The sequence below is a fragment of the Streptomyces sp. NPDC029296 genome, from assembly GCF_055569255.1.
Map to the genome: position 1 here is coordinate 32,368 of NZ_JBVHXT010000015.1, position 11,492 is coordinate 43,859.

An 11,492-nucleotide genomic window follows, 5' to 3' on the forward strand; every position below is an offset into this window, starting at 1 on the left:
CCCACCCCCCCCCCCCCACCCCCCCCCCCCCCCCCACCCCCCCCCCCCCCCCCCCCCCCCCCCCCCCCCCCCCCCCCCCCGCCCCTCGGGCTGTCGTGCTCACGACTCACTTCAGGCCAATCACCCCGGGTGACGAGCCCTGGCCCGCACCCGGGCAGGGACCGGCCGGTCGGCGGCTTCGTCCGCCTGGCGGACCCGCGCCGGGGCCCGTCCCGGCCCCGGCGCGCTGGCGCGAACAGTAAGGGTGGAGGATCAGGGAGGTGTCGGGGATGTGACAGGCACGTGAAACGGTTTGCCGAACATGCGTAGGGTGCAGAGAAGTCATCGAAGAGGGATGCCCCGATAGGGGCACCCGGACAGCGGTACGACGAGCGAGGGAGGGAGCCGGAGCGATGGGCGACCACAAAGAACAGCCCGTGCGCGTGGGCGCGGCCGTCCGGCGGCGCCGCCGTGCGCTGGAGCTGACCCTCGCCGTCGTGGCCGAGCGCAGCGGCCTGTCGGTGCCCTTCCTCAGCCAGGTGGAGAACGACCGGGCCCGCCCGAGCCGCACGTCCCTGGAGAAGCTGGCCGACGCCCTGCGCACCACGGCCGTCGAACTCCTCGCCGCCGCCGACCCGGCGGCCAGCGTGGACGTGGTGCGCGCCGAGCCGGTCGCCGAGGGCGACCTCGACCCGCGCACCCGCGCCCTGGTGCGCGGCCACCACCAGCTGCACGCGTCCGAGTTCACCGGCGACCACGACGCCGGCCGCGAGCTCCAGCACCGCAACGACGAGCTGATGTACGTCGCCGACGGCGCGGTGGAGATCGAGGCGGAGGGCCGCGCCTACCGCCTCGGCCGGGGCGACACCCTGTATCTGACCGGCGGTGTCCGGCACCGCTGGCGGGCCACGGTCCCGGACACCCGGATCATCGTGGTGGCGGTCGCCGAGCACATCGAGGCCGTCCAGGACAGGTCCCGCTGAGCGGCGGGCGGAAGGCGGCGCCGTGACGCGGGTGGTCTCCCTCGTACCGTCCCTGACCGAGGCCGTCGCCGTGACGCTGCCCGGCGCCCTCGTCGGCGCCACCGACTGGTGCACCCACCCGGCCGGCCTCGATGTCCCCCGGGTCGGCGGCACGAAGAACCCCCGGGTGGACCGGATCGTCTCCCTCGCCCCCGACCTGGTGATCGCCAACGAGGAGGAGAACCGCGCCCCCGACCTGGACGCCCTGCGCGCCGCCGGCATCGAGGTGCTGGTCACCGAGGTGCGCGGCGTGCCGCAGGCGTTCACCGAGCTGGACCGGGTGCTCACCGCGTGCGGCGCCCGGGGCCGGCCCGCCTGGCTCGACGCGGCGGAGGCGGCCTGGGCCGCCCTGCCCGAGCCCGCGGTCCGCACGACGGCGGTCGTGCCCGTCTGGCGCCGGCCCTGGATGGTCCTCGGCCGGGACACCTTCGCGGGTGACGTCCTGGCCCGCCTCGGCGTGGACCACGTCTACGCCGGCCACCCCGACCGCTATCCGCGCGTCCCCCTGGCCGAGCTGCGCGCCCGGGCACCCGACCTGGTCGTCCTGCCCGACGAGCCCTACCGCTTCACCGCCGGCGACGGCCCCGAGGCCTTCCCCGGCCTGCCCTGCGCCCTGGTCAGCGGACGGCACCTGACGTGGTACGGCCCGTCCCTGGCACGAGCACCACGGGCGCTGGCCGGGGCCCTGCGAGCAGCTCGCCGCTGAACAGGCCGCGCACGGTACCGCGGGCCGCCGCGAGCCAGGCCGCGACCAGCACGGCGTACAGGCCGACGGCCAGCGCCTCGTACGCCGCCAGGCCCGTGTGCCGGGCGAGGGCGGCGGCACCGGTGACACAGGTGCCCACCGGGAAGGTGAACGCCCACCAGGTCAGGGTGAACCCCATGCCGTGCCGCCGGGCCCGCACCACGTGCGCGGTCGCCCAGGCCAGCCAGAGCAGCGCGAACCCCATCACGGGCACGCCGTACAGCACGGCGAAGACCGCGAGGCCACGGTCGTAGGGGGCCGGTACGACCCCGGGGGCGGCGTCCGCGATCAGGCCGGTGGCGGTGGCGGACTGCCCGAGCGGGCCGAGCACCAGGAACAGGGTCGGGGTGAGCGCGAGCGGCAGCGGCCCGGAGGTCATCAGCCGGGCGAAGACCAGCGGCAGCGTCAGCAGCACGGCCAGCAGGCTCAGCCCGAACAGGGCGAGACACGCGAGCAGCAGCGTCTCCCGGGGCTGCCCCGGCGGCAGATGCGGCACCAGCAGCGGGCCGACCGCCGCCGACACCATGGGCGCGATCAGCGGCAGCAGCCACACCGGGCTGGCCTGGGCGGGCTCGACGCGATGCCGTACGGCCATCAGGTACGGCACGGCGACGGCGGCGGCGAGCCCCGTCACCGTGCCGGCGGTGTACAGCACGGCGTCCAGGGCGACGGCCGCGCGGGTGCCGATCAGGTCCCGGCCGGTGGTCAGGGCGCCGCCGCCGACCGACAGCAGGGCCATCGCCAGACAGCCGTGGAAGGGGGCCATCGCCGGGTCGAGCAGATGGGCACGGGCCTGGTCCGGGTGGCGGGCCCAGTGCAGGGCGCGGGCGGCCAGCAGGGCCGCGAGCAGCAGCAGCGACAGCACCCACACGGCCGCGAAGACGCCGCGCGGCGCGTCCGCCGGGGCGGGCAGCGCGACACCGGCCGAGCCGACGATCGCGGTGCCCATCACGGAGGCGTACCAGTTGGGGCCCAGGTGTCTGAGCGGGAGCGTACGGGGCGGGGCTGCGGTGATCATGCCCTCACCGTTTCTCATTGGTTCGCCCGTGACCAGGGAGTTCCCGTCTATGAGGGCATAAGCTGGTCTTATGAGCAGGGCCGAGGGACAGCAGGAACGCACGGCATCTCTGGCGCACCGGGTGCCGGACCTCGCCGCGCTGGAGCTGCTGCTCGCGGTGGCGCGGCTGGGCAGCCTGGGGGCGGCGGCCCGCGAGGTCGGCATCACCCAGCCGGCCGCGAGCAGCCGGCTGCGCTCCATGGAACGGCAGCTGGGGGTGGCCCTCGTGGACCGCTCCCCGCGCGGCTCCCGGCTCACCGACGCGGGTGCCCTGGTCACGGACTGGGCCCGTCGGGTGGTCGAGGCGGCGGCGGCCTTCGACGCGGGCGCGCGGGCGCTGCGGGACCGGCGGGACTCCCGGCTCAGGGTCGCGGCCAGCATGACCATCGCCGAGTACCTGCTGCCCGGCTGGCTGCTCGCGCTGCACGCCGAGCGGCCCGACACGGCCGTCTCGCTGCTCGCGGGCAACTCGGCGAAGGTCGCGGAACTGCTGCTGGCGGGGGAGGCGGACCTCGGGTTCGTGGAGGGGCTGTCCGTGCCCACGGGCCTGGACTCGGCGGTCATCGCCCACGACCGGCTGATCGTCGTCACCGCGCCCGGCCACCCGTGGGCCCGGCGCCGGCGGCCCCTGACGGCGGCGGAGCTGGCCTCCACCCCGCTCATCCTCCGCGAGCGCGGCTCGGGCACCCGCCAGGTCCTGGACGCGGCGCTCGGCGGCCTGGCGCGTCCGCTGATCGAGCTGTCCTCGACCACGGCGGTCAAGGCCTCCGCGGTCAGCGGCGCCGGCCCCTCCGTCCTCAGCGAACTGGCGGTGGGCGAGGAGCTGTCCCTGCGCCGCCTGGTCAGCATCCCCATAGAGGGCGTCCCCCTGCGCCGAGCCCTCAGGGCGGTCTGGCCGACCGGCCACCGCCCCACGGGCCCGGCAAGAGAACTCCTGTCCCTCACCCGCGCGTGAGCCCCGAAGGAGCGCGGGGAACCCCGCGCCCGGCTAGGTGGGCCCGGAGGGGCGCGGGGGGCGGCGTGCCCGGCTACGACGCATCCGCACGGGCGAGTGGTGGTGGGCCCGGAGGGGCGCGGGGAGCCGCGTGCCCGGCCACGACGCATCCGCGCCCGGCACACCACGACGGCCCCATGACGCGACCCCGCGCCCCCGGGCCGGCCGCCCGCGCGGAAACCACGGGCCAGCCGCCGGCGGCGTCCCGTCCCTTCCCGCGTGCCCGGGGCGACGCCGCCCCCGCCCGGCTCAGGACGCGGCTGTGACCAGGGCGCGCACGACCCGCAAATCCTCGCTCTGCTCGGGGTGCCACTGCACGCCGAGCACCCAGCCCCGGTCCGCGGGCAGCTCCACGGCCTCCACGGTGCCGTCCGCCGCGTAGGCCGACGGCACCAGCCCGGCACCGAGCCGCTCCACCGCCTGGTGGTGGTGCGTCGGCACGGTCAGCTCCTCCGGGACGATCCCGCCGTACAGCGTCCCCGGTACCGGCTTCACCGGGTGCCCGCCGAACACGCCGACCCTTTCCACGTGCCCGTCCAGGTGCTGGACCAGCGTGCCGCCCAGGGCGACGTTCAGCAGCTGCATGCCCCGGCAGATGCCGAGCAGGGGCAGGCCCGCCGCCAGCGCGGCCTCGATCAGCGCCAGCTCCCAGGCGTCCCGCTCGGGCGCGGGCGGCCCGGTGTGCGGGGAGCGCTCGGCGCCGTAGCGGGCCGGGTCGACGTCCGGGCCGCCCGCGATGACCAGTCCGTCCAGCCGGGCCACCGCCGCGGCGGCCCGCTCCGGCGCGTCCGGCGGCAGCAGGAACGCCAGCCCGCCGGCCCGCTGCACCAGCCGCGGATACGCGACCGGCACCAGCACCGCCTCCAGCTCCCACACCCCCCAGCGCGCACCGGACTCCAGATACGTGCTCACGCCGATCAGCGGCCGTGCCGTCATGCTGCCCTCCCGGGAACCCGGCGGTCCCCGTCCCCACGGTGCTCTGTCGCGGCGCCCGCTTCAAGAGCGCCTCCGGTAAAGGTGTTCCCTCGAACCTTTGTGCACCCGTTCAGGCCAGGAAGCCCCGCAGCAGGGCCGCCGTGCCCGCGCAGTGCTCGCGCATCATCTCCCGGGCCCCGTCCGCGTCCCCCTCCAGCACGGCCTCCACCAGCGCGGTGTGCTGCCGCTGGGAGTGCTCCAGATTGCGCACCAGCAGCGGGATGCAGTCCAGCAGGTCGTTGACCGTGGCCCGGACCGCCGCGTACCGCGCGGCCAGCGACGGCGAGCCGCACAGCTCGGCCAGCGTCAGGTGGAGCAGCGTGTCGGCCCGCCGGTAGTCCGCGAGCGGGGCCTCGTGGGTGCCCTCCAGCGCCTGCCGCAGCCGTGCCGCGCGCTCCCCGTCCAGCCCGTGGGCCGCGCACAGCCCGGCCGCGCCCACCTCCAGCACCTCCCGGAAGCGCAGCACGTCCTCGAGGTCCACCCCCGCCACCCGGCGGCGCAGCTCGTCCTCGCCGCCCGCGTCCGGGCGCGGCAGCACGAACGTCCCGCCGTACCGCCCGCGCCGCGCCCGCACCAGCCCCTGGTCCTGGAGCACCTTCAGCACCTCGCGCAGCGTCACCCGGCTGATCCCGAGCCGCTCCGCAAGCTCCCGCTCGGCCGGCAGCCGCCCGCCGCCGGGCACCAGGCCCAGCCGGACGACCTGGAGTATCTGCTCCAGCGCCTCCTCGAAGCCGTTGCCCGCCCGCACCGGCCGCAGCACCGACGCGAGCCGGTCCTCCGGCCCGCCCGGCCCCCCGTCCCGCGCCATGCGCAGTGCCCCCTTCCCAACCATTGGTTCCCGGCAATACCTTATGGCTCCCGGCTCGGCCGAGAAAGCGCGATGGCGCCCAAGGAGGCTCTCCCGTGGCAGACCCCACCGCCCCGCTCAGCGTCGAGGAACTGCACGCCCTCGTCGCGAGCGGCGAGATCGACACCGTCGTCCTGGCCTTCCCCGACATGCAAGGACGGCTCCAGGGAAAGCGGTTCGCCGCCCGCTTCTTCCTCGACGAGGTCCTGCACCACGGCGCCGAGGGCTGCGACTACCTGCTCGCGGTCGACCCCGAGATGAACACCGTCGACGGCTACGCGATGTCCTCCTGGGAGCGCGGCTACGGCGACTTCGCCATGCGCCCCGACCCCGCCACCCTGCGCCGCGTCCCCTGGCACCCCGGCACCGCCCTGCTCCTCGCCGACCTCGCCTGGGACGACGGCAGCCCGGTCACCGTCGCGCCCCGCCAGATCCTGCGCCGCCAGCTGGAGCGGCTCGCCGCCCTCGGCTACACCGCCCAGGTCGGCACCGAGCTGGAGTTCATCGTCTTCAAGGACAGCTACGAGGCGGCCTGGGACGCGGGCTACCGCGGCCTGACCCCCGCCAACCGGTACAACGTCGACTACTCCATCCTCGGCACCGGCCGCGTCGAGCCCCTGCTGCGCCGGCTGCGCAACGACATGGCCGGCGCGGGCCTCACCGTGGAGTCCGCCAAGGGCGAGTGCAACCCCGGCCAGCACGAGATCGCCTTCCGCTACACCGAGGCCCTGCGCACCTGCGACCAGCACGCCCTGTACAAGACCGGCGCCAAGGAGATCGCCGCCCAGGAGGGCGTGTCGATCACCTTCATGGCCAAGTACAACGACCGCGAGGGCAACTCCTGCCACATCCACCTCTCCCTCGCCGACGCCGACGGCCGCAACGCCATGGCGGGACCCGACGGCATGTCCGACGTGATGCGGCACTTCCTCGCCGGACAGCTCGCCGCCCTGCGCGACTTCTGCCTCCTGTACGCCCCCAACATCAACTCCTACAAGCGGTTCCAGCCCGGCTCCTTCGCGCCCACCGCCGTCGCCTGGGGCCACGACAACCGCACCTGCGCCCTGCGCGTGGTCGGCCGCGGCCGCTCCCTGCGTTTCGAGAACCGCCTCCCCGGCGGGGACGTCAACCCCCACCTCGCCGTCGCCGGACTGGTCGCGGCCGGGCTCCACGGCGTCGAGCGGAAACTCGAACCGCCCGAGCCCTGCGCCGGGAACGCCTACACCGCCGGGTTCGAGCACGTCCCGACCACTCTGCGGGAGGCCGCCGAGCTGTGGGAGAACAGCGAGATCGCACGGGCCGCCTTCGGCGACGAGGTGGTCGCGCACTACCGCAACATGGCGCGCGTCGAACTGGACGCCTTCGACGCCGCGGTCACCGACTGGGAGCTGCGCCGCTCCTTCGAACGCCTGTGAAAGGTCGCCCCGTGTCCGATCCGAACGAGCTGACCGTCCTCAACCCCGCCACCGAGGAGACCGTCGCCACCGTCCCCGCCGCGAGCGAGGAGGACGTCGCCGTCGCCGTCGCACGGGCCGTACGGGCCCAGCGGGCCTGGGCCGCCCTCGCCCCCGCCGACCGGGCCCGGCTGCTGCGCCGCTTCGCGGACGCGGTCGACGCCCACACCGAGGAACTCGCCCGGCTGGAGGTCCGCGAGGCCGGCCACACCCTCGGCAACGCCCGCTGGGAGGCCGGCAACGCCCGCGACCTGCTGCTGTACGCGGCCGGCGGCGCCGAACGCCTGCTCGGCAGCCAGATCCCGGCGCCCGGCGGCTGGGACGTCACCTTCCACGAACCCCTGGGCGTGGTCGGCGTGATCGCCCCCTGGAACTTCCCCATGCCGATCGCCGCCTGGGGCTCCTTCCCGGCGCTCGCCGCGGGCAACACGGTCGTCCTCAAGCCCGCCGAGACCACCCCGCTCACCGCGCTCCGCCTCGCCGACCTGGCCCTGGAGGCGGGCCTGCCCGAACACGCCTTCCAGGTGCTGCCCGGCTACGGCACCACCGCCGGCCGTGCCCTGGTGGACCACCCCGACGTCGCCAAAATCGTGTTCACCGGCTCCACCCCCACCGGCCGCGAGGTCATGGAGCGCTGCGCCCGCCAGGTCAAACCCGTCACCCTCGAACTCGGCGGCAAGAGCCCCAGCATCGTCTTCGCCGACGCCGACCTCCCCGCCGCCCTCGACCCCTTCTCTTTCCTCGACAACGCCGGCCAGGACTGCTGCGCCCGCACCCGCGTCCTGGTGCAGCGGAGCGTGCTGGAGGAGGCCCGGGACCTGCTCGCCGACGCGCTGGCCGCCGTGGTCGTCGGCGACCCGGCCGACGAGAGGACGCAGATGGGCCCGCTGATCTCGGCACGGCAACGGGAGCGCGTACGGTCCTATGTCCCCGACGGCGCCCCGGCCCTGCGCGGCAGCGCCCCCGACGGCCCCGGCTTCTGGTTCCCGCCGACCGTGCTCACCGGCGAGCGGCACGACAGCCGGGCGGCCCGCGAGGAGATCTTCGGACCCGTCGCCGTCCTGCTGCCCTTCACCGACGAGCAGGACGCCGTCCGCCTCGCCAACGACACCCCCTACGGCCTGTCCGGGTCGATCTGGACCCGGGACGTGGGCCGCGCCCTGCGCGTCTCCCAGGCCGTCCGCGCGGGCAACCTGTCCGTGAACTCCCACTCCAGCGTCCGCTACTGGACCCCGTTCGGCGGCTTCAAGCAGTCCGGCCTCGGCCGCGAACTCGGCCCCGACGCCCTGACCGCCTTCACCGAGACCAAGAACGTCTTCATCAGCACGGAGGGCCCCGCACTGTGAACGACATCCCTGTCTGCCGCCGCCTGGCCGGCCGTACCGCCGTCGTGACCGGAGCCGGCAGCGGCATCGGACTCGCCACCGCCCGCCGCCTCGCCGCCGAGGGCGCCCACGTCGTCTGCGCGGACGTCGACCAGACCCGCGGCAAGACCGCCGCCGACGAGACCGGCGGACTCTTCGTCTCCACCGACGTCACCGACCCCGGGCAGGTCGAGGCGCTGTTCGAGGCGGCGTACGACACCTACGGCAGCGTGGACATCGCCTTCAACAACGCCGGCATCTCTCCGCCCGACGACGACTCCATCCTGGAAACCGGCCTGGAGGCGTGGAGGCGCGTCCAGGAGGTCAACCTGACCTCGGTGTACCTGTGCTGCAAGGCGGCCATCCCCTACATGCGGCGCCAGGGCAAGGGCTCCATCATCAACACCGCCTCGTTCGTGGCCCGGATGGGCGCCGCCACCTCGCAGATCTCCTACACCGCGTCCAAGGGCGGGGTCCTCGCCATGTCCCGCGAACTGGGCGTGCAGTTCGCCCGCGAGGGCATCCGGGTCAACGCGCTGTGCCCCGGCCCGGTCAACACCCCGCTGCTCCGGGAGCTGTTCGCCAAGGATCCCGAGCGCGCCGCGCGCCGCCTGGTGCACATCCCCGCCGGCCGGTTCGCCGAGGCCGAGGAGATCGCCGCCGCCGTCGCCTTCCTCGCCAGTGACGACTCCTCCTTCGTCAACGCCACCGACTTCCTCGTGGACGGCGGCCTCACCGGCGCCTACGTCACCCCTCTGTAGGAGGTCTCACAGGAAGGCGTGCCCCTCGCCCCGGTAGGTCGGCACGGTCGCGGTCACCGTGTCCCCCTCGATCAGGTGCAGGGTCTCGAACCGCTCGCACAGCTCGCCCGCCTTGGCGTGCCGGAACCACACCTTGTCGCCGATGAGCAGGTCGTCGGCGGGCGAGCCGAGCAGCGGGGTCTGCACCTCCCCGGGGCCCTCCTGCGGGTCGTAGCGCAGCCCCTCGGGCAGATACGGCACCGGCAGCCGGTCCGGCCCGGCGACGCCGGAGGCCGGATAACCACCGCCCAGCACCGTGACCACGCCGACGCCGGGCCGCCGCACCACCGGCTGCGCGAACAGGGCGGCCGGGCGGCCGGTGAAGGAGGTGTAGTTGTCGAAGAGGCGCGGCACGTACAGCCCCGAACCGGCGGCGATCTCGGTGACCGCGTCCTCCACCGCGGTGTGCTGGACGCTGCCGGTGCCGCCGCCGTTCACGAACTCCAGGTCCGGGACGACGGCCCGCACCGCTCGGACGACCGCCGCGCGCCGCTCGGCCAGCTCCCGCCGGGCCGCGGCCTGCATCAGCCGGATCGCCCGGGACCGCACCGGCCGGCCCGCGACCGCGTCCCCGACCCCGGCGACGTGCCCCTCGTACGCCATGATCCCCACCAGCCGGAAGCCCGGCCGCCGGGCCACCGAGCGGGCCAGCTCGGCGAGTTGGGCGGGGGAGCGCAGCGGCGAGCGCCGGGCGCCGATCCGCACCCGGCCGCCCAGCAGCCTTAGCGCGGTGTCCAACTCCAGGCAGACCCGCACGACTTCGCGCCCGCCGTCACGGGCGGCGTCGATGAGATCCAGGTGCGCCGGGTCGTCGACCATCACGGTGACGGCACCGGCGAGCTTGGGATCGGCGGCCAGCTCGGCGAACCCGGCCCGGTCGGCGGACGGATAGGCCAGCAGGACGTCCTCGAACCCCGACCGCGCGAGCCACAGCGACTCGGCCAGGGTGAACGACATGACGCCCCGGAACCCCTCCCGGGCCAGCACCCGTTCCAGCAGGGCACGGCAGCGCACCGACTTGCTGGCGACCCGCACGGGCTTGCCCCCGGCCCGGCGCAGCAGGTCGTCCGCGTTGGCGTCGAACGCGTCCAGGTCCACGATCGCGAGAGGGGCGTCGAGATGGGCGGTGGCCCGGTCGTAACGGGCCCGGGCGGCGGCAGGCGCAGTCATGACGGAAGCCTGCCAGAGAGGATTACCGCAGGGTAGGGGGACGTTCCGGGCAGATGCCCCGGGCGCGCGGACCGGTTCCGTCCCGGCCCCCGACAAGCCGTAGAGTGACGCGCACGTACGGCGGACCGCGCCCGGCGCACCAGGTGAACCGGGATGCCCGCCCGGCCGTACGGGTATGCGTGCCCGGGAGGAACCTGTGCGCCGGGCGCGGCCGGGCGACGGACGGCCCGCGGACGAGGAGACGGCCCGGGCACGAGGAAACGGGGGGTGCATGAGCACGGAGGCGCGGCACACCCCGGTACCGCCCCGCCCCCCGGCCGCACCGCCCACCGCGGCCACGCCCCGCCCCGCCGGCGGTCCGGCGGCCGGCCCGGCCGACGACCCCGACGACGAGCCGTCGGTCTTCACCCCGCGCCCCCCGGCGGTGCCCGGGCCCCCCGACCCGGTGAGCCCGCCCCCGCCCCCGGCGTCGGCCCGTTTCCCCGACGTGCCGCCGAGCGCGGCCGGGTCCGGCGCCCGGCCTCGGCCCGGTGCCGTGCCCCGTCCGGGGCAGCCGGCCGAGGCTCCGGCGGATCCGGCCGGTTCCGGTGGGGCCTCCCGGCAGGGCGTCGCGGCCGGGACCGCCGACCGGCCTCGGCCGGGCACTGCTCCCGGTGCCGTGCCCCGTCCGGGGCAGTCGGCCGCGGTCCCGGCGGACCCGGCCGGTTCCGGCGGGGCCTCCCGGCAGGGCATCTCGGCCGGGGCGCCCCCGGCGTCGGCCCGTTTCCCCGACGTGCCGCCGAGCGCGGCCGGGTCCGGCGCTCGGCCTCGGCCCGGTGCCGTGCCCCGTCCGGGACAGTCGGCCGAGGCTCCGGCGGACCCGGCCGGACCCGGTGGGGCCTTCCGGCAGGGCGCCCCCGCCGAGGCCCCGGTGGAGACGACCACGCGGCTCCGGCCCGTTCTCTCCGCCTCCGATGGCGGCCCGGCCGCCGGAGAGCCGGTGGCCGGGGCCCGCACCTGGGGCCCGCCGTCCGGCGGGCCCGGCCCGGGACGGGGAAGGAGGGACGCAACAGCAGGGCGGGACGGCTGGTTGTTTGCGCAGACCG

Annotated in this window: 10 protein-coding genes; 6 read left to right on the forward strand and 4 right to left on the reverse strand. The window is 75.8% G+C overall.

The features are described 5' to 3' along the window. Positions 1-392 precede the first annotated feature (392 nt). Positions 393-962 carry a helix-turn-helix domain-containing protein gene (locus tag ACZ4W9_RS15240; protein WP_467935767.1) on the forward strand — a complete coding sequence of 190 codons (570 nt, stop codon included), beginning with the start codon at positions 393-395 and terminating at the stop codon, positions 960-962. 22 nt (positions 963-984) lie between these two features. After that, positions 985-1,707 carry a helical backbone metal receptor gene (locus tag ACZ4W9_RS15245; RefSeq protein WP_467935769.1) on the forward strand — a complete coding sequence of 241 codons (723 nt, stop codon included), beginning with the start codon at positions 985-987 and terminating at the stop codon, positions 1,705-1,707. On the opposite strand, the gene ACZ4W9_RS15250 is transcribed toward ACZ4W9_RS15245, so the two are convergent. Then, on the reverse strand, positions 1,619-2,764 hold the full coding sequence (locus tag ACZ4W9_RS15250) for a TDT family transporter (protein ID WP_467935770.1): 1,146 nt from the start codon (positions 2,762-2,764) through the stop codon (positions 1,619-1,621). The two genes, ACZ4W9_RS15245 and ACZ4W9_RS15250, sit on opposite strands and share 89 nt — an antisense overlap. 70 nt (positions 2,765-2,834) lie before the next feature. On the opposite strand from ACZ4W9_RS15250, the gene ACZ4W9_RS15255 reads away from it, so the two are divergent. Continuing rightward, the gene (locus ACZ4W9_RS15255) at positions 2,835-3,758 is read left to right on the forward strand and encodes a LysR family transcriptional regulator (RefSeq protein ID WP_467935771.1); all 924 of its coding nucleotides are present in this window, start codon (positions 2,835-2,837) and stop codon (positions 3,756-3,758) included. A gap of 288 nt (positions 3,759-4,046) precedes the next feature. On the opposite strand, the gene ACZ4W9_RS15260 is transcribed toward ACZ4W9_RS15255, so the two are convergent. Then, complete coding sequence (locus ACZ4W9_RS15260) at positions 4,047-4,733, reverse strand: gamma-glutamyl-gamma-aminobutyrate hydrolase family protein (RefSeq protein ID WP_467935772.1); 687 nt, start codon at positions 4,731-4,733, stop codon at positions 4,047-4,049. Between the two features lie 109 nt (positions 4,734-4,842). After that, positions 4,843-5,580 carry a FadR/GntR family transcriptional regulator gene (locus ACZ4W9_RS15265; protein ID WP_467935774.1) on the reverse strand — a complete coding sequence of 246 codons (738 nt, stop codon included), beginning with the start codon at positions 5,578-5,580 and terminating at the stop codon, positions 4,843-4,845. Between the two features lie 95 nt (positions 5,581-5,675). Between ACZ4W9_RS15265 and ACZ4W9_RS15270 the strand changes: the two genes are divergently transcribed. From ACZ4W9_RS15270 to ACZ4W9_RS15280, 3 genes are read left to right on the forward strand one after another with little or no spacing between them, the layout of a single operon-like run. Then, positions 5,676-7,034: a glutamine synthetase family protein gene (locus tag ACZ4W9_RS15270; protein ID WP_467935775.1), complete on the forward strand. Its 1,359-nt coding sequence runs from the start codon at positions 5,676-5,678 to the stop codon at positions 7,032-7,034. A gap of 11 nt (positions 7,035-7,045) precedes the next feature. Beyond that, positions 7,046-8,419, forward strand: a complete 1,374-nt coding sequence (locus ACZ4W9_RS15275) for an aldehyde dehydrogenase family protein (RefSeq protein ID WP_467935776.1) — start codon at positions 7,046-7,048, stop codon at positions 8,417-8,419. Beyond that, positions 8,416-9,198: a 3-oxoacyl-ACP reductase gene (locus tag ACZ4W9_RS15280; protein ID WP_467935778.1), complete on the forward strand. Its 783-nt coding sequence runs from the start codon at positions 8,416-8,418 to the stop codon at positions 9,196-9,198. The genes ACZ4W9_RS15275 and ACZ4W9_RS15280 overlap by 4 nt, the downstream gene beginning before the upstream one ends. A 6-nt stretch (positions 9,199-9,204) precedes the next feature. Here the strand turns inward: ACZ4W9_RS15280 and ACZ4W9_RS15285 are convergent, their stop codons facing one another. After that, complete coding sequence (locus ACZ4W9_RS15285; RefSeq protein ID WP_467935779.1) at positions 9,205-10,407, reverse strand: amino acid deaminase/aldolase; 1,203 nt, start codon at positions 10,405-10,407, stop codon at positions 9,205-9,207. Positions 10,408-11,492 lie beyond the last annotated feature (1,085 nt).